Source organism: Porphyromonas vaginalis (assembly GCF_958301595.1).
Classification (GTDB): domain Bacteria; phylum Bacteroidota; class Bacteroidia; order Bacteroidales; family Porphyromonadaceae; genus Porphyromonas; species Porphyromonas vaginalis.
Genome location: NZ_CATQJU010000001.1, coordinates 2,140,813 through 2,159,992, shown reverse-complemented (window position 1 = coordinate 2,159,992; position 19,180 = coordinate 2,140,813). Strand labels below are relative to the sequence as shown.

The following is a 19,180-nucleotide window of genomic DNA, read 5'->3' as shown; positions in this document are numbered from 1 at the left end:
TGAAAGCTTTTTTTGTACCTTTGTGGCGTATATACCTTTTTTGAGATGATTGCTGCGAGCAAGAGTCTCCTTATTATATAGTCGACTACAACACACCACTTATGTCTGATCAGATACATATCACACTACCCGACGGCAGTGTGAAGGAAATGAAGCAGGGGGTGACCCCGCTAGATATAGCGAATAGCATCAGCGAGCGACTGGCGCAAGAGGTCCTAGCAGCCGAGTGCGATGGCAAGCTCATAGATGTGCGTACACCGCTGATGCATGATGCCCACATCAAGCTCCTCAAGTGGGAGGACGAGGGCGGCAAGCACGCCTTTTGGCACACCTCAGCTCACCTTATGGCGGAGGCGCTACAGGAGCTTTATCCTGGCGTACAGTTTGGCATAGGACCTGCTATCGAGGCGGGCTTTTACTATGATATAGATACTGGTGACGAGGTGATCAAGTCGGAGGATCTGCCGAAGATCGAGGCTAAGATGCTGGAGCTGGCGCGTCGCAAGGAGACGCTCGAGCGTAAGTCGATCTCTAAGAGCGATGCTCTGGACTTCTTCAAGAAAACGGGTCAGGGCTACAAGCTAGAGCTGATCAACGATCTAGAGGATGGCACCATCACGACCTATACGCAGGGTGCTTTCACGGATCTTTGCCGTGGACCGCACCTTCCCTCTACAGCGCCTATCAAGGCGGTCAAGCTACTGAGCGTGGCTGGCGCTTACTGGCGTGGCGATGAGACGCGTAAGCAGTTGACTCGTATATATGGTATCACCTTCCCCAAGAAGAAGCTCCTCGATGAGTATCTCGCACTGCTCGAAGAGGCAAAGAAGCGTGACCACCGCAAGATAGGTAAGGAGCTAGAGCTCTTTGCATTCTCACAGCGTGTCGGACAGGGGCTGCCTCTATGGCTACCACGTGGTACACAGCTGAGACTCAAGCTCGAGGACTTCCTCAAGCGTATCCAGAAGCGCTACGGCTACCAGCAGGTGATGACGCCTCACATCGGCAATGTGGAGCTCTACAAGACGAGCGGTCACTACGCTAAGTATGGTGCTGACTCATTTCAAGTGATCACGACTCCTCAGGAGGGTGAGGCCTTCATGCTGAAGCCGATGAACTGCCCTCACCACTGTGAGATATATAGGCTCAAGCCACACTCCTACAGAGATCTGCCAGTACGTCTGGCTGAGTTTGGCACGGTCTATCGCTACGAGCAGAGCGGTGAGCTACACGGCTTGACGCGTGTACGTGGCTTTACGCAAGACGATGCACACATCTTCTGCCGTCCTGATCAGGTCAAGGAGGAGTTTCTCAAGGTGATGGACATTATCTTCATCATCTTTAAGGCTCTGGACTTTGAGAACTTTGAGGCGCAGATTTCTCTACGTAGTCAGACTGACCGCAGCAAGTACATCGGTAGCGAAGAGAACTGGGATCGTGCTGAGCAAGCGATCATCGAGGCTTGTCAGGAGGCTGGTCTACCAGCACATGTCGAGTACGACGAGGCTGCTTTCTATGGTCCGAAGCTTGACTTTATGGTCAAGGATGCTCTCGGTAGACGCTGGCAGCTGGGTACGATCCAGGTAGACTACAACCTACCAGAGCGATTTGACCTAGAGTACACGGGCGAGGACAATCAGAAGCACCGCCCAGTGATGATACACCGCGCACCTTTTGGCTCTATGGAGCGATTTGTAGCTGTACTCATAGAGCACACGGCGGGCAAGTTCCCCCTATGGCTGGCACCCGACCAAGTGGTAATACTGCCTGTCTCGGAGCGTTTCAACGATTACGCTTATGAGGTAGCAGCAGCCCTGAGCGAGCAAGACATCAGCGTATCCGTTGACGACCGCAACGAGAAGGTGGGTCGCAAAATACGAGACAATGAGCTCAAGCGCATCCCCTACATGCTGATCGTCGGTGAGCAGGAGCAGGCCGATGGCACGGTATCAGTGCGTAAGCAGGGCGAGGGTGATGCAGGTACAGAAAAAATTAGTACCTTTGCCGAGCATATCCTTCAGGAGATAGAGAGTCAGATGAATGCTAGAGGGTAGTCATCGGTCATTTATCTCAAGAAAGATAAGTCATATCAATCTAAGCACTAGATCAAATAACCCCAACCTAGCACACTGCTAACGAATCACTAACTGCTAATTGCAGACGAATGGCAAACAGTAGAAATTTCAGACGTCCACCCATCAAAGAGCAACCGAACCGGATCAACGAGCAGATACCTCATCGTGAGGTACGTCTCGTCGGTGACAATGTAGAGCAGGGGGTCTACCCTATCCAGCAAGCTCGTCGTATAGCCGAGCTGCAGGGGCTAGACCTTGTGGAGATCTCTCCGAATGCGGAGCCACCTGTATGTCGTGTGACTGACTACCAGAAGTTTCTCTACCAGCAGAAGAAGCGACAGAAGGAGCAGAAGGCTAAGCAGGCTAAGGTGGTCGTCAAGGAGATCCGCTTCGGACCTCAGACGGATGATCACGACTACAACTTCAAGCTACGTCACGCCGAGGGCTTCCTCAAGGAGGGCTTTAAGGTCAAGGCGTACGTCTTCTTCCGTGGTCGCAGCATCCTCTTTAAGGATCAGGGCGAGATACTTCTCCTACGCTTTGCCAACGACCTAGAGGATTTGGCACGTGTCGAGAATATGCCCGTGCTGGAGGGCAAGCGCATGACGATCATGCTAGCCCCCAAGCCAGCCTCTGCCAAGGGTAAGAAGAAGGAGCCTAAGCAGACCAGCGAGGAGCTGTCTGATCAAGATGCCTCTGAGAAGAACGATGACGAGTAGTCACAGTATAGACACATTCATGAGTAAGTAAAGTCACCTACCCTACCAGCTATGCTCCGTGCGTAGCAGACTATCCAAACAGGCATAGGCGTGCCTCTAGGTAGTTGGTCGGAAGGGTGCATCTAACAATAGTTTCACACAATTCAAAATCCAAACAAAATGCCTAAACAGAAGACAGTATCAGGCGCTAAGAAGCGTTTTTTCCTGACAGGTAGCGGACGCATCAAGCGTAAGCATGCGTACAAGAGTCACATCCTCACCAAAAAGAGCAAGAAGCGTAAGCGCAACCTTACCTACACCGCTCTCGTGGATCCACACAATGAGAAGAGCGTCAAGGAGATGCTCAACCTTTAATCGAGGACTCAACAGAGTTTAGTACGTATTTATCAAACACACTAATCGACACAAGAAATGCCTAGATCAGTAAATCACGTCGCTTCACGAGCTAAGCGCAAAAGAATACTCAAGCTAACACGCGGATACATCGGTGCCCGCAGCAACGTCTGGACCGTAGCCAAGAATGGCTGGGAGAAGGGTCTCACCTATGCTTACCGTGACCGTAAGAACAAGAAGCGCTCTTTCCGCGCTCTATGGATACAGCGTATCAATGCTGCTGCACGTCTAGAGGGTATGACCTACTCTACACTGATGGGTGCCCTACACAAGCAGGGGATTGAGATCAATCGTAAGGTCCTCGCTGACCTCGCTATGAACAATCCCGAAGCCTTTAAGTCTATCTGCGAAAAGGCTAGAGGCTAAACAACGGGCTCTAATATAAAGCCTAGGCGCAAGACACAGGACGCACGATGTCTCCTTGATGACATCACGATCTTGAGTCTTGCGTCTAGTCATTAAGCGATTTTCTATCGAGTCGCTATGGCTATGGTCAGCAGACGGCGCCAGCTGTAGCAGACTTAGTGTGGCGACACACTCCTTTCTGTCATCTTACAACACTCTTCAATCCATAATATAGTATGTCAGCTCTTCAAGCAATCTCACCTCTAGATGGTCGCTATGCGAGCAAGACGGCTCCCCTAGCAGCATATAGCTCCGAGTCGGCACTTATCCGCTATCGTGTACGTATCGAGGTGGAGTACCTCATAGCGCTAACCCAAGCGATACCCGCACTGAGCAAAGCCCTCCCAGAGTCTAAGCAAGAGGCTCTCAGGCAGCTTTACAAAGAGTGGTCTACAGAGGCCGCACAAGAGGTAAAAGATATCGAGGCTACGACCAATCATGATGTCAAGGCTATTGAGTACTACATCAAGCGTCATCTACCTCAGCTGGGACTAGAGGAGATTGAGGAGTTTGTCCACTTCGGACTAACATCGCAAGATGTCAATAATACCGCCTTCCCGCTGATGCTACGCGAGGCACTGCACGAGGTCTATCTCCCCACGCTCCAAAAGCTCATCGAGCAGCTGCGTCAGCTCGCCAGTGAGTGGCACGATGTCGCTATGCTGGCTCGCACACATGGTCAGCCCGCTAGCCCCACACGTCTGGGCAAGGAGATCATGGTCTTCGTCTATCGCTTGGAGCAGCAGACTAAGGCTCTGGAGCAGGTGCCTATCACGGGTAAGTTTGGCGGTGCTACGGGCAACTTTAATGCGCATCATGTCGCCTACCCCACCATTGACTGGGTCGCTTTTGGCAATAACTTCCTCACATCGCTAGGGCTAGAGCGTGAGCAGTACACGACACAGATCTCTAACTACGACAACCTCGCTGCCCTCTTTGAGGCGACGGCGCGTATCAACACGATCCTCATAGACCTGGCTCGAGACTTCTGGAGCTACATCTCTATGGGTTACTTCGGGCAGAAGATCAAGGCAGGAGAGGTTGGCTCCAGTGCGATGCCTCACAAGGTTAATCCTATTGACTTTGAGAATGCTGAGGGCAACCTCGGGCTAGCTAATGCCGTGGCGCTACATCTAGCCTCTAAGCTCCCCATATCTCGTCTACAGCGTGATCTGACCGACTCGACGGTGATACGCAATCAGCTCGTCCCGATGGGCTACACACTGATAGCTTTCAGTAGTCTCTCTAAGGGTTTGGGCAAGCTAGTCATCCACCCCGAGCGCATCGCTCATGACCTCGACTGCAACTGGGCCGTGGTCGCCGAAGCTATCCAGACGATCCTGCGCCGTGAGGGTTATCCGCACCCTTATGAGACGCTCAAGGCACTGACCCGTACTGGTGAGGAGATAAGCCAAGAGACGATCGCCCACTTCATCGACACCCTAGAGGTTGCCGAGGAGGTCAAAAAGGAGCTTCGTCAGATCACTCCGCACAACTACGTAGGGCTCTAGTCTGCTAATAAATTAGTACCTTTGTCGTAGCTCGATCTACTAGGAAGATCCACAGTTAGTCAGATACGAGGGAAAGCCTGTTGGCACTGTTTGAACAGCGACAGAGTCCCCTTGATACAGAATATACCACGCAACACACTAAGCCTGTTGTGTAGTCATCAAACAGCTTCATGTCCATAGACAGCAATCCTACATCAGAGGCACAGCACAAGACGAGTTCCTCTGCAGACTCATCTGCCGAGGTGCCCACATCCGCATCTACTGGCAAGCGCAGACGTCAACGCATAGCACGCCCCACTAGCAGCGAGGCCTTGATCCGTGTCAAGGTCAGTGGTGAGGAGAGTGCCACCGTAACGCATCGCAACATAGATGCTTCCGAGATGGTCAAGCCCCGCAACATCAATGCTGAGAAAGCTTTAGAGCGAAGACATAACTTCGACGAGCAACATACTGGAGAGCGGAGTTTTCACAAAGTCGTGGCACCGATGTCTGTTGTTGGCGATGGCAATCAGGAGGACCCTGTCATATACCCATACGCCAAGCAGAGAGGCAAGGCTACCCGCCCTAAAGCACATAGCGAAGAGGCTGGCACCTCATCTCCACGACGCAAGAGAGGGGCCAATGCAACGGATCGTAAAGATAAGCGCTCCGCAGCTCCTCGCAAGAACGCTGGTCAGCGTCCTAACAAGCAGCGCAAGAGCGAAGCTAAGCCCCGCATGCCTAAGGCTCCTGTCGAGCCTGTACGCTACGCCTCTCCCCTAGTCGAGGCTGGCGAACCGATACGACTCAATAAGTTCCTCTCCAACTCTGGTCTATGCTCACGTCGCACAGCAGATCAGTACATCACTGCTGGACGTGTCAAGGTCAATGGCTCCGTCGTCTCCGAGCTAGGCTCGCAGGTGCTACCGACCGACCAAGTGATGGTCGATGACAAGCCCATCACACTAGAGGCTAAGGTCTACGTACTGCTCAACAAGCCGAAGAACTGTGTCACCACGCTTACCGATCCCGAGGGGCGACGCACCGTCATGGACCTCGTGCACAACGCTTGCACCGAGCGCATCTACCCCATCGGTCGACTAGACCGCAACACGACTGGCATCCTCCTTCTGACCAATGATGGCGACCTAGCGGTGCGCTTGATGCACCCCGCCTTTCGCAAGAAGAAGATCTACGAGGTAGCCCTCGACAAGGAGGTCACCGTAGAGCACATGCAGATGATTGCTCAGGGCTTCGAGCTAGAGGATGGCGAGATACACGCCGATGCCATCAGCTATATCACTGGACAGACCCACGACAAGGTAGGCATAGAGATCCACTCGGGCCGCAACCGCATCGTGCGCCGCATCTTCGAGCATCTAGGCTATCGCGTCGTGCATCTAGACCGTGTCTACTATGCAGGTCTCACTAAGAAAGATCTACCCCGCGGTCGCTGGCGCTACCTAACGCCCGAGGAGGTACGCTACCTCCGCATGGGGGTCAAGGAGCAAGAGGACAACGGCGTAGCACCCACCACCAAAGTCTACCACAAGCACCAAGAGACACCAGATCATCCCTTCGCATCCGAAGAGATAGAAGACTAAATAGGTATAAACCATATCAGCAGATACTATGAATAACTCACTACCACGCACTACTATCAAGGAGCTTCCCCAGCTCGCTCAGCGTCAGCTCCCCCAGCCCGTCTGTGTCAAGGGATGGGTACGCACCAAGCGAGGCAACAAAGCTGTCTGCTTCGTTGCGCTCAACGATGGCTCGACCGTACATAACATACAGATCGTCATTGACAAGACCCAGACTGACCCCAAGCTCCTCGAGCAGATCACCACAGGCGCCGCTATCGGTGTCGTTGGTACGCTCGTCGCTTCACAGGGTCAAGGGCAAGAGTACGAGATACAGGCTAACGAAATAACCATCTACGGGACCTCTGACCCAGTACGCTATCCACTGCAAAAGAAGGGACACACACTGGAGTTCCTCCGTGAGATTGCTCACCTGCGTCCACGTACCAACACATTCGCAGCAGTCCTCCGCATCCGCCACAACATGGCTTATGCGATCCACACCTTCTTTCACGAGCGTGGATACTTCTACCTCCACACGCCGATCATCACATCGAGCGATGCCGAGGGCGCTGGGCAAATGTTTACCGTCACCACGCTAGACATGAACAAGCTCCCCATCGCTAAAGACGGGAGCGTGGACTACAGCAAAGACTTCTTTGGCAAGCACACCTCGCTGACCGTATCGGGACAGCTAGAGGGTGAGCTAGGCGCTCTGGCACTAGGTGGCATCTACACCTTTGGGCCTACCTTTAGAGCTGAAAACTCTAATACCCCACGCCACCTCGCTGAGTTCTGGATGGTCGAGCCCGAGGTCGCCTTTATGGATAATGAGGGCAACCAAGACCTCGCCGAGGCATTCACCAAGCACTGTCTGCAGTGGGCACTAGATCACTGTATGGACGACCTCGAGTTCCTCGCAGAGCATTACGACAAGGAGCTCATCGAGCGCATCCGCTTCGTCGTAGAGCGTCCATTCGTACGCATCACCTACACCGAGGGTGTCGCCATCCTCGAGGAGGCCGTCCGTGGTGGCAAGAAGTTCGAGTTCCCCGTCTACTGGGGTGCCGACCTCGCCAGCGAGCATGAGCGTTACCTCGTCGAGCAGCACTACAACGCACCCGTCATCATGACCGACTACCCGAAGGAGATCAAGGCCTTCTATATGAAGCAGAACGATGACGGCAAGACTGTACGCGGTATGGACGTCCTCTTCCCGCACATCGGCGAGATCATCGGAGGTAGCGAGCGTGAGACCGACATCGACAAGCTCACGGCACGTGCCGAGGAGGTCGGCATCAAGGACAAGGATCTGTGGTGGTACCTCGACACCCGTCGCTACGGCTCAGCACCACATGCGGGCTTCGGACTGGGCTTCGAGAGACTCCTCCTCTTCGTCACTGGCATGACCAACATCCGTGACGTGATCCCCTTCCCCCGCACGCCAAACAACGCCAACTTCTAGTCCCTCCCCCACTCGCTAGCGGACTAGCGATCATATCTTATCAGTCAAGGCTGTAGCACCTCCCCGCAGGGTGCTGCAGCCTTTTCTATTTGTTGCCCTGCAAAAATGAGCTAACTATCAGTGCCACTAGGGTGAAAATCCAGTGCCACCCCCAGGGCTGACGCATTATAATCGTCTTTTCAGAAGCAACCCATTAGCGACAAGCGAGGCATAGATGGGGGGCATTATATATAACGTGTCAGCCATGGATTGGCTGTTGGCTGTTAGCTATCGGAACCATCGGAGCTATCAGAGTGATCGGATCTCTAACTTCTAATTTCTAACCTCTAGCATCTTTACATATCTTTACGGGGAAATTCGTCCGATTCTCTCCTTTCTCGAATATCCACGTGGTGAATCTCAAATCTCCACGTGGATGTTTTTTATTTTCCACGTGGGCGTGATTCATTTCTTCCGAAGTTTCATTTGATTCTTCCGAAGTTTCATTTCATTCCTCCGAAGAATTTTTTATTCCCCACGTGGAGATTTTGAAATATCTAGGTGGGAATCACTTTTCCCCGACACAATTCCGTTTCGATATGTAGCCAGGTCTAAATTATTGTAGTAAGTCGGTGTCGATTTTTCCCAGCTAGGGCTGACGCATCATAATTGCTCTTTCAGAAACTACACATTAGCGACCAGCGAGGAGTAGAGAGGTCGATGAGATCATTATTATAATGCGTCAGCCCTAGTGCCACCCCCCGTTGGCACTACAGTTTCATGCGGAAGAAACTGGAGATTAGTCGAATAAAAAAGGAGTTGCCGCAGATACGACAACCCCTTGGTAGGTGTTAGTGGATCAATATATTAGTCGACGAAGCTTTTACTGGAGATCTGTGCTGTAGATCGAGTCGGGATAGGTTGCCTCGACGAAGAAAAGCGCACGAGCTGGTGCTGCTGAGCCAGCTAGCGTGCGGTCTTCAGACAGGATCAGCTCTGCGATAGAGTCTGGCGTGCGCTGTCCGTAGCCCACCTCGAGGAGCGTCCCCACCATCGTGCGCACCATGCCGTGGAGGAAGCGATTGGCACACACTTCGTAGCGCATCGCATCCCAGAGACCAGGCATCTCAACCTGCTCCCAATGCGCTATATAGACGGTACAGCGATTGTGCTTCGTCTGCGTGTGTAGCTTGCTAAAGGAGGTGAAGTCGTGCTCACCGATCAAGTGGCGACAAGCTTCATTCATCAGCTCTATATCAGGGAGCGTGCGTCGCTCCCAGCAGTAGTCGCCCCAGAAGGGGTTGCTACAAGCCGAGATGTAGTAGTGATACCTTCGTGAGGTAGCGTCAAAGCGTGCGTGAGCCGTCGGGATGACCGGCGTGATAGAGCGAACGGATATACCTCCACGCAGTATGCCACACAAGCCTCTCTGTATCTGTGCTAGCGGCGGATGCGGGATCGGAAGGTCGGCATGCGCCATCATACTGTAAGCGTGTACCCCAGCGTCTGTGCGCCCTGCGCCTGTGACTGGTATCGGCTGGCGAAAGAGTATAGAGAGGGCGCGCTCTAGCTCAGACTGCACCGAGACACCACGAGGCTGTACCTGCCAGCCACAGTAGTTGGTGCCGTCGTAAGCGACCTCGAGGAATACACGCTGTACAGGAGCCTCCATGGCTTCAAGGATAAGTAGCTATCGAGACTTAGAGGCCGCACTACGCTTAGGCGCAGCCTTCTTGGCAGTGCTGGTAGTCTTCTTGGTCGTAGTCTTCTTCTTAGCCGTACTAGCGGCCTTCTTAGCTGTTGTGCGTCCCTTCTTCGGGGTCTCTTTGTCTTGCTCCGCAATGATAGCGACTATCTCAGCGTATGTCAGCTTCATGGGGTCAGCTTTCTGCTCCTTGGTGAGCTTATAGTTCTTCTTGCCCACCTTGATGTAAGCGCCCCAGCGTCCGTCACGGATCGAAATGTCGGGATCCTCGGGGAAGGTCTTAAGCAGACTCGCAGCATCCTTATGACGTTTCTCCTCGATGAGCTCGATCGCCTCCTGAAGGGTTATCTCCTCGGGTGTCAGACCGCTACTCTTGGGGATTGAAGTAAAGGCACCTTTGTGCCGTAGGTAAGGGCCAAAGCGCCCCACAGCAGCAACCACTTCGCCACCCTCAAACTCACCGACCATGCGAGGCAGGTCAAAGAGCTTCAGTGCCTCCTCTAGCGTGATGGTCTCTATGAGCAGATTGCTCGGGATACTAGCAAAGCGAGGTTTGAGACGCTCCCGCTCCGCCTCGGGGAGAGAGTTGTCGGGTGTCTCTCCGATCTGCACCATCGGGCCGTAGCGTCCGATGCGAGCAATGACCGGCTTGCCACTGACAGGATCGGTGCCGAGCAGACGCTCGCCGGTATAGCGCTTGGCTCCAGACTGGCTCTGCTCCTCGATCATCGGATGGAACTTATCGTAAAACGTGCCGATCAAATCTTGCCACTGTGCCTCACCCTCGGCAACTTTGTCAAAGTGCTCCTCGACATCTGCCGTAAAGTTGTAGTCAACGACGCGGGAGAAGTTTTCCATCAGGAAGTCGGTCACGACGATCCCCATATCGGTGGGTACGAGCCGTCCTCGATCGCCACCGTAGCGCTCCTTCTGTTTGTGCGACTTGATCGTTGTATTTCCAGCGCTGTGCTGCCAGCTGAGGTATAGCACATCGCGACTCTCGCCTTGGCTCTCGCCACGACGCACATACTCTCTGTTTTGGATCGTCTGGATCGTCGGAGCATAAGTAGACGGACGACCGATGCCTAGCTCCTCCATCTTGCGAACGAGGGATGCCTCGGTGTAGCGTGGCTTCGGCTTGGTAAAGGATTGCCTTCCCTCTATCTCTCGTAGCTGTAGCAGGTCTCCGGCCTTCAGCTTAGGAAGCTCATTGCTACTGGTATCCTCCTCGTCATCACGGCTCTCGGTGTAAGCGCTGATGAAGCCGTCGAAGACAATCACCTCGCCACGAGCCTCTAGACGAACGGGGTCAGCACCCTGCGAAGCGATCTGCGCTATCGTCCGCTCGATGCGAGCGTCGGCCATCTGACTAGCGAGTGTGCGCTTGCGTATGAGGTCGTAGAGAGCTTGCTCCTGCTTGGTGCCTTGTATCGTAGCGTTGCGCAGATAGGTGGGGCGAATAGCTTCGTGCGCCTCCTGCGCCCCTTTGCTCTTAACGTGATAGCGTCGACGCTGATAGTAGTCGGCACCCCACTGCTCTAGGATCACCGTCTCGGCATCGTGGAGTGCGAGGCTGGAGAGATTGACCGAGTCGGTACGCATATAGGTGATGAGACCTCGCTCGTAGAGAGCCTGCGCCACGCGCATCGTGTTGGAGACGCTCATACCGAGCTTGCGAGAGGCTTCCTGCTGGAGCGTACTGGTCGTAAAAGGTGCCGACGGTGAGCGACGCCCAGGCTTCTGCTCCACCTGCTGTACAGCAAAAGCGGACTGACTATCGATAGCTCGCTGCATGAGCTGGCGAGCAGCCTCCTCGGAGGGAAGGTTGTCAGGGAGTGTAGCGGTAAAGGTGTCTCCCCCCTTGGTCTCTAGACGTGTCGTGATGGCAAAAGAGGTCTCCGGCTGGAAAGCTAGTATCTCGCGCTCCCGCTCTACGATGAGACGCACAGCAACGCTCTGCACACGTCCAGCCGAGAGCGAGGGGCCGACACGTCGCCAGAGGACTGGCGAGAGCTCAAAGCCCACGATACGATCTAGGACACGACGCGCCTGCTGCGCATCGACGAGGTTTTCGTTGATCAAGCGTGGATTCTGTATGGCATGCTGTATGGCACTCTTGGTGATTTCGTGGAATGCGATACGATGTGTCTCCTTATCCTTGAGGTCTAGCACCTGATAGAGGTGCCATGCGATTGCCTCTCCCTCGCGATCCTCATCGGATGCGAGCCATACGATGTCACTCGCCTTGGCCGCCTTGCGCAGGTCTGAGACAAGACGCTGCTTGTCTGCGGGAATCTCATAGATGGGTGCGAAGTGATGCTCCACATCTACACTAAAGCTACTCGGCTTGAGGTCACGTATGTGTCCATAGCTCGAGAGCACTTTGTAGTCAGCACCGAGGAATTTGCCAATTGTTTTCGCCTTTGCGGGGGACTCTACTATTACTAAGTTCTTCTGCTTTGCCATAATCTCACGCTGTCAGAGACTCTTGCCATAGTCTCAATCGGTGCAAAGGTACTCTTTTATAAGGAAACAAAACGCTTTAGCAGAAAAAGAGAAGGCGTCCGTCAATCTAACGAGTAGATCGGCGGACGCCTTGACATTATATTATATCGTGTAAGGGTCTCTGTGGACTAGTTGACCTTGACCAGACTATTCATGCCACGCTTGATAGCCTCCTCGTTGAGGGGGATCAGCTTGTGGTGACGCTCAGGCAGCGACTTCTTAAGTCCTGCGATGATGCTCTCAAGCTTGAGCATAGGAGCAGCCTTGAGCATACCACCGAGTATGATCATGTTGAAGATCTTATCATTACCCATCTCAAGGCTCTGCTCAGTAGCAGGTACCTCGTAGATGTTGATATCCTTACGGTCAGACTTGTGCTGGATCAGAGCTGGGTCGTAGATGAGGATACCGCCCTTCTTAACACGAGGTCCGAACTTGTCGAGTGATGGCTGGTTGAGTACGATGACTACATCATACTCGTTGACAACCGGCGAGCTAACAGGCTCATCGCTCACGATGACCGTGACGTTACTCGTACCACCACGCTGCTCAGGTCCGTAAGAAGGCATCCACGATACCTCCTTGTCCTCCATGATACCAGAGTAAGCGATGATCTTACCCATAGAGAGTACGCCCTGACCTCCGAAGCCAGATATGACTATTTCGTAATTCATAGTTGTTCCTTTCGTCTGATTAGATTTTCATTGTAACCACCTCGTCGTTGCTACCCTTAGACTCGACATCCTTGATGTCACCAAGAGCGTACTTGTCGACCATAAACTTCGACATCCACTCATTAGCCTTAGCAGGGGTCATCTTCCAGCCCGTATTGCAGGTTGAGACAAACTCAACAACGCTGGTACCCTTGCCTGCGAGTGAATTTTCAAAAGCCTTGCGTAGAGCCTTCTTAGCCTTGCGAACAGCACCAGCAGTGTGTACACTCTGACGAGTGACGTAGCACGTACCGTCTAGCTCAGAGAGGATCTTAGAGATGACGAGTGGATAGCCGTTGAGCTCTGGCGTACGACCATCAGGACAGGTGACCGTCTTCATGCCGAGTAGCGTCGTAGGAGCCATCTGACCACCAGTCATACCGTAGATACCGTTGTTGATGAAGATGATGACAATGTTCTCACCACGGTTTGCAGCGTGGATTGTCTCAGCGGTACCGATAGCAGCTAGGTCACCATCACCCTGATAGGTGAAGACGAGCTTATTAGGATATAGACGCTTGATAGCAGTAGCTACAGCAGGCGCACGTCCGTGAGCAGCCTCCTGCCAGTCGATGTCTATATAGTTGTATGCAAAGACGGAGCAGCCCACAGGAGCTATACCGACGGCCTGGTCGCCCATGCCCATCTCCTCGAGGACCTCTGCAACCAGCTTGTGCACGACACCGTGGCTACAGCCAGGGCAGTAGTGCATCGTATTATTGTTGAGCAGACTTGGCTTCTGATAGACCAAGTTCTCTGGTTTGGTTATATCCTTTATATCCATGATACTTGTTGTCTGTTACTGGTTATTGATAAGGGTAAGCTTACTTGACGAGCTTCGTACGCAGAGCGTTGAGGACCTCGTCTGGAGAGAATAGCATACCACCCATACGTCCGAAGTGCTCTACGGGGCAGCGACCGTTGACAGCTAGTCTGACATCCTCGACCATCTGGCCAGCATTGAGCTCGACAGAGAGGAAGCCCTTGACACCACGCTCAGCGAGCTTGGTGATCACCTCGTATGGATAAGGCCATAGCGTGATAGGACGTACGAGACCTACCTTGAGACCCTCTTGGCGAGCCACCTGAACAACCTTCTGGCAGATACGTGCCGAAGAGCCGAAAGCTACGAGTACGTAGTCAGCATCCTCAGTCATCGTCTCCTCGTAGCGCACCTCGTTCTCCTCGATCTTACGATACTTCTCCTGGAAGCGTAGGTTGTTTTGCTCCATCACAGCTGAGTCTAGCTCGAGAGATGTGATGATAGCACGCTTGTCAGGCGTATGACCTGTAGTAGCCCAGGGGCAACTAGCAGCGATCTCCTCATCAGTGTGACGAGGCTTCTGATCGGGTAGTACCACCTTCTCCATCATCTGTCCGATGATACCATCGCTGAGCATCATGACGGGGTTGCGATACTTAAATGCTAGATCCATACCGAGACCTACGAAGTCGACCATCTCCTGTACAGAGTAAGGAGCTAGTACGATGAGGCGGTAGTCACCGTGTCCACCACCCTTTGTGGTCTGGAAGTAGTCAGCCTGACTTGGCTGGATCGTACCTAGACCAGGGCCACCACGCATCACGTTGACGATCAGTGTAGGTAGTTCAGCACCAGCGATGTAGCTGATACCCTCAGCCATAAGGCTGATACCAGGGCTAGAGGAGGAAGTCATGACACGCTTACCAGCGCCAGCACCTCCATATACCATGTTGATAGAAGAGACCTCACTCTCAGCCTGTAGGACGACCATACCGGTCTTCTCCCAGGGGCGTAGCGACATAAGAGTCTCAAGCACCTCTGACTGAGGTGTGATAGGATATCCGAAATAGCCATCCAGTCCGTTGAGGATTGCCGAGTGTGCCAGGGCCTCGTTGCCCTTCATCAGTTTTACTTCTGCCATGATAGCTATTAGGATTAAAGGGTTACTTTATAGACGCTGATACAGCCGTCGGGACAGACCACGCCACAGTTTGCGCAGCCAATGCATGTTTCGGGGCTGCTCATATAGCAGTAGTGATACCCCTTGTCGTTCACCTCGTCTGGGTGAAGCGAGATACTCGTAGTAGGACACGCCACAACGCAGAGGTTGCACCCCTTGCAGCGCTGCTCGTTGACTACGATTGCTCCTCTAAATTTTGCCATGTGTAGTACTTTATAGATATGTTGCACCCTCCTCCCGTCAGAGGACAAAAGTCGAGTACTGTGATACAATTAGTTTTCTTCGACCTCAAAGGTACAAAGAATATTCGAAATACCTACCATTGGGTAGAGAAAAAGATTGTTCCCCTAACATATTCTCCATAAAGAGGCTCTCTTGTAGATGAATAGACTCCTAAAAATGAGTAGAGACTGCCACTACTAGCGACAGTCTCTAGACGGATAGGTGCAATAAGATGCAGGTTACACCGTCGATTATGGCTGACTAGTTAGGGTCGCTGAGCGAAAGTCATCAAGGGCCTTCACTAATTCAGCTAGGGATACACCATCCCACCTTGCAGCCTCTGCTAGATGCTGATACTTCGGGAGGAGTACGATGTGATTGTCTTCTATGGTAAGTGAAGAGGCGATGTCTGTAGCCTTCTTCTCGCTGTACTCTTTTTGGCCAGAGAGGGCTCGCACAGTCTCGACAGCCTTGCGTGTCGTAGCGTCTGCCTGCTCGAGGATAGCCTCCTGCTCAGATAGATGCATAACGGTTTCTATGACCTTAGCGATCTCTTGCTGAGATTTGTCCAACGTCGCTGTCTCTTGTCCCTTTGCCACGAGTGGTAGCACGAAAAGGAGCAGAGCACATAACCATGTCGTATGTTTCATAATTATAAAGCTTAGAAGTTAGTATTGTTTAGTTTATCATTTCACTCTCTTTAGATCTCTCGTTGAAGTCTCCCGTTGCTTCAACACCTTGTACCAGAAGATGAAACAAGCTGGAAACAATCACTATGTCGCAAAGATAGTTCTTTTTTTTGCAAACGACAAAACGCTAAGCTCCACTAGACGGGTAGCAACGTAATGCGCTAGTGAGTGGAATGTACGAAGGTGGCGCATTTTGCTCTCAGCAGTTATTTCAGTAGATTTGCGTTAGAATCGATTGGGCGCATCCTGTGGACTGAGCCCCCTAAGTAAGACTATTACCGATGAACTACAAAGGATTCCTATACACGCTACTGCTCTGCGGGCAATTGCCACTAGCCTACCAACTACAGGCACAAGATACTTTTAGCATACCCACCGAGCAACATGCTATCGAGGGGACACTCGCAGCGGGCTCACCCCTGCGTACCACGACGCTCCTCACCCCTGCACAACGACTGAGCAAGGTGGATGGGTGGTTTGCCACCTACGGGGCGCATCTGCTGGGGCGGCCGAATGCTGCTGCCGAGCTGGAGGAGTATATCACCACCAATCCCATCTCCCGTCAGGCGCAGGTCGCTCGTATAGCTCGTGCTACACACTACCTATATAGTAAGGAGTACAATCGTGCACGCCATACGCTAGAGCAGGTACGTGAGCGGACCCTGACACGTGAGGCACGCAGCGAGTGGCAGGTCAAGATGGCCTACGCACTCCTACTGTCTGGCCGTCCTGTGGAGCAGGTAGAGCAGCTCTTTGAGATGACCGCTGCAGGTGATGATTACTGGGGCGATGTGGCTAGGCTCTATCTAGCGCAGCTATACATCGCGCAAAACAATCTGGACAAGGCTGAGCGCACACTCATCCCGATACAAGATCAGGGAGATCTGCAGTACGATGCTCGTCTGGGACTAGCACGGATAGCCCTCTATCGGCAAAACTATCAGTCGGTGCTCACGCACACCGAGGCACTCGCCACGGCACATCTCTCGGAGGAGCAGCGCACGGAGAGTCAGATCCTAGAGGCAAATGCTTGGTATCGTCTCGAGGAGCCAAGCAAAGCGATCGAACGTCTTGCTCCAATAGCAGAGCAAAAGGCTAATGCCTTGACTCCCGAAGACCAACTCATCCTAGCGGCTGCCTACATGGAGACAGAGCGCACGGAGCAAGCCATCCCGCACCTACTCCTAGCGACCCGTGGCGACGCGGAGACCAGTGGCGTGGCCAACCTCTACCTAGCACGTGCTCGTAGAGATATGGGGCTTTACTCCGAAGCCCTTGCCTCCTATCAGGTGGCGGCAGATAGAGCCGTAGCACCCACGATCCGTGAGGCTGCCATGTATGAGCAGGTATTGCTGATGCGTAGCAAGGCTAGCGGTTCGTTTGGTCAGGAGGTAAGGCTCTGCGAGGAGTTTCTCAACACATTCGCACAGTCGGCACACCGTGAGGCTATGGAGCGCTTCCTCATCGAGAGCTACTACCGCAGCCCCGACTACTTGACTAGTCTAGCCTCTATAGGACGCATCCAGAGACCTTCGCCAGTTATCGTAGAGGCGCAGTGCTATCTGCTCAATCAGCTCACGCAGCAGGCGCAACAAGCCGGAGACTTGGCTCTAGCACAACGCTATAACCAGCAGGCGCAGCAACTAGCCACAAAGTCTGCTCACCAGACCGAGGCTGAGTTGCTAGGGGCGCAGCTCCTCTCTCAGCAGGGTGCCTACAAGCAAGCTTCACAAGCCCTCACGGCCATCCTCAATAAGCGCACAGCCTCCAGCCAGCAGCTACAGATAGCTCGCTACCTACTAGGCTACAGCCAGATCAAGCAGAAGCAGTACAGTGCTGCCACACAGACACTCTCCATACTACTCCAAGAGGGCACGCTCGACAACACGCTACAAGCTGATATCCACGCCCGTCTAGGAGACACACACTACATGCAGGGTCACTACACGCCGGCCGTTCGCTACTACGAGGAGGCATATAGACTCGCACCTGACAATCAGGTCTATGCGCTCTACATGTTGTCAGACATTGAGGGCCTCAAGAAGGACTACAAGGCGCAGATAGCTGCCCTCGATAAGTTAGTTGCTCGCCACCCAAACAGTCTCTACAAGCCTCGAGCTATGTACGATCAGGGACGCGCTATGGAGCTGTCGGGACAGCATGCGGAGGCTATCGGAGCCTTCACGCGCCTGTCGCAAGAGTACCCACAGAGTGAGTATGGGCGCAAGGCTGCCCTGCAGTTGGCACTACTATATTATAATAGGAATGAGACGAGCCGAGCTATCGAGACGTACAAAGCTCTGCTAGCCGAGGCTCCTCAGAGTGGCGAAGCAAAGCAGGCATACGAAGCCCTCAAGAGTATCTACATCGAGGAGGGACGCTCCACAGAGTTTGTCCAGTATGCGAATAGCATTGGCGGCAGCTACGCCATCAACGAGAGCGAGGCGATGAACATCTCCTTCGAGACGGCCGAGCGTGCTTACCAGTCGCGACAGCCACAGGCAGAGCGTTTGCTCAAGGAGTATCTAGCTCTGAAGCCCCAGGGAGCCTCTTCGCTCTTAGCGCACTACTACTTGGGCGACCTCTACGAGCGAGCTGGTAAGGAGGCAGACGCTCTAGCACTCTATGAGCGCATCTACCCCAGCCGCAAGCAATTGTCGCAGGAGCTACACATCGGTTTGCTTCAGAAGATGTCAGCCATGCGCCTTCATCAGCGAGCTTATGCGCAGGCATTGCCCTTGCAGCAGGAGCTGCTCACACTACCGCTAGAGCCAGCGAGTTATCAGACGACACTGCTCTCGGCTACCGAGAGCGCGCTCCAAGCGGGACAGTATGAGTGGGTCATCAAGGTCGTAACCCCACAGCTAGACAAGTCTAAGGGGTGGAGCCAAGAGCAACTAGACCGCCTGACTTGTCGCCTAGCGACCAGCTACTTGAAGACAGGTCGGGGCAACCAGATCGAGTCGCTGCTGAAGCCACTTATCGCTCGCATAGAGACCTACGCTGGCACTCAGGGGACGCTCCTATTGGCTCAGTACTACGTCTCCAACAAGATCCAGCAGAGCTACTCGAAGCAGCTACTCGACAAGTTGGTCAACGACGCCTACCCAGACCCCGAACTATCTGCCGAGACGATCATAACGCTCTCCGACTGGTACCTCGCCAAGGGAGACCCCGACACGGCAAGACTATACCTCGAGAGCCTGCTCAAGAACTACACCGACGAGAGCTCGCCGATACGTCAGCGTGCTGCCGAAAAGCTTGCACAGCTTCGCCAGAGCACCGCTCGCTAAT

At 53.4% G+C, this 19,180-nt stretch carries 15 protein-coding genes; 8 read left to right on the top strand and 7 right to left on the bottom strand.

Translation table 11 applies throughout. The features are described from left to right. The first annotated feature begins 101 nt into the window (after positions 1-101). The 7 genes from thrS to asnS all read left to right on the top strand — a co-directional run bounded on the left by thrS (position 102) and on the right by asnS (position 8,130). Complete coding sequence (gene thrS, locus Q2J34_RS08405; protein WP_298888442.1) at positions 102-2,054, top strand: threonine--tRNA ligase; 1,953 nt, start codon at positions 102-104, stop codon at positions 2,052-2,054. A gap of 110 nt (positions 2,055-2,164) precedes the next feature. Next, on the top strand, positions 2,165-2,794 hold the full coding sequence (infC, locus tag Q2J34_RS08400; RefSeq protein ID WP_298888440.1) for a translation initiation factor IF-3: 630 nt from the start codon (positions 2,165-2,167) through the stop codon (positions 2,792-2,794). A 159-nt stretch (positions 2,795-2,953) separates the two neighbouring features. Then, on the top strand, positions 2,954-3,148 hold the full coding sequence (rpmI, locus tag Q2J34_RS08395) for a 50S ribosomal protein L35 (RefSeq protein WP_004331667.1): 195 nt from the start codon (positions 2,954-2,956) through the stop codon (positions 3,146-3,148). A 57-nt stretch (positions 3,149-3,205) separates the two neighbouring features. Continuing rightward, complete coding sequence (rplT, locus tag Q2J34_RS08390) at positions 3,206-3,553, top strand: 50S ribosomal protein L20 (RefSeq protein WP_293965705.1); 348 nt, start codon at positions 3,206-3,208, stop codon at positions 3,551-3,553. A gap of 215 nt (positions 3,554-3,768) precedes the next feature. Beyond that, positions 3,769-5,103, top strand: coding sequence for an adenylosuccinate lyase (gene purB, locus Q2J34_RS08385; protein ID WP_300969981.1), 1,335 nt, complete (start codon positions 3,769-3,771; stop codon positions 5,101-5,103). Between the two features lie 170 nt (positions 5,104-5,273). Then, entirely contained in the window at positions 5,274-6,686 is a 1,413-nt protein-coding gene (locus Q2J34_RS08380) for a pseudouridine synthase (protein WP_300969979.1), read from the top strand. Positions 6,687-6,714: 28 nt separating this feature from the next. Further along, positions 6,715-8,130: an asparagine--tRNA ligase gene (gene asnS / locus Q2J34_RS08375; RefSeq protein ID WP_300969977.1), complete on the top strand. Its 1,416-nt coding sequence runs from the start codon at positions 6,715-6,717 to the stop codon at positions 8,128-8,130. 862 nt (positions 8,131-8,992) lie between these two features. Here the strand turns inward: asnS and truA are convergent. From truA to Q2J34_RS08340, 7 genes are all read right to left on the bottom strand, one after another. Further along, positions 8,993-9,781, bottom strand: coding sequence for a tRNA pseudouridine(38-40) synthase TruA (truA, locus tag Q2J34_RS08370; RefSeq protein WP_300969976.1), 789 nt, complete (start codon positions 9,779-9,781; stop codon positions 8,993-8,995). Between the two features lie 18 nt (positions 9,782-9,799). Then, positions 9,800-12,280: a type I DNA topoisomerase gene (gene topA / locus Q2J34_RS08365; protein WP_300969974.1), complete on the bottom strand. Its 2,481-nt coding sequence runs from the start codon at positions 12,278-12,280 to the stop codon at positions 9,800-9,802. A 167-nt stretch (positions 12,281-12,447) separates the two neighbouring features. After that, a complete protein-coding gene (locus tag Q2J34_RS08360) occupies positions 12,448-12,993 on the bottom strand; it encodes a 2-oxoacid:acceptor oxidoreductase family protein (protein ID WP_298889090.1) in 546 nt (181 codons plus the stop codon). A gap of 19 nt (positions 12,994-13,012) precedes the next feature. Continuing rightward, a complete protein-coding gene (locus tag Q2J34_RS08355) occupies positions 13,013-13,816 on the bottom strand; it encodes a thiamine pyrophosphate-dependent enzyme (RefSeq protein ID WP_007365492.1) in 804 nt (267 codons plus the stop codon). Between the two features lie 40 nt (positions 13,817-13,856). Beyond that, positions 13,857-14,936 carry a 3-methyl-2-oxobutanoate dehydrogenase subunit VorB gene (locus Q2J34_RS08350; RefSeq protein WP_300969971.1) on the bottom strand — a complete coding sequence of 360 codons (1,080 nt, stop codon included), beginning with the start codon at positions 14,934-14,936 and terminating at the stop codon, positions 13,857-13,859. A 14-nt stretch (positions 14,937-14,950) separates the two neighbouring features. Further along, positions 14,951-15,178: a 4Fe-4S binding protein gene (locus Q2J34_RS08345; protein WP_004331567.1), complete on the bottom strand. Its 228-nt coding sequence runs from the start codon at positions 15,176-15,178 to the stop codon at positions 14,951-14,953. 270 nt (positions 15,179-15,448) lie between these two features. Continuing rightward, positions 15,449-15,847, bottom strand: coding sequence for a hypothetical protein (locus tag Q2J34_RS08340; RefSeq protein WP_300969969.1), 399 nt, complete (start codon positions 15,845-15,847; stop codon positions 15,449-15,451). Between the two features lie 320 nt (positions 15,848-16,167). Between Q2J34_RS08340 and Q2J34_RS08335 the strand changes: the two genes are divergently transcribed. After that, complete coding sequence (locus Q2J34_RS08335) at positions 16,168-19,179, top strand: tetratricopeptide repeat protein (protein ID WP_300969967.1); 3,012 nt, start codon at positions 16,168-16,170, stop codon at positions 19,177-19,179. Position 19,180: the final 1 nt, after the last annotated feature.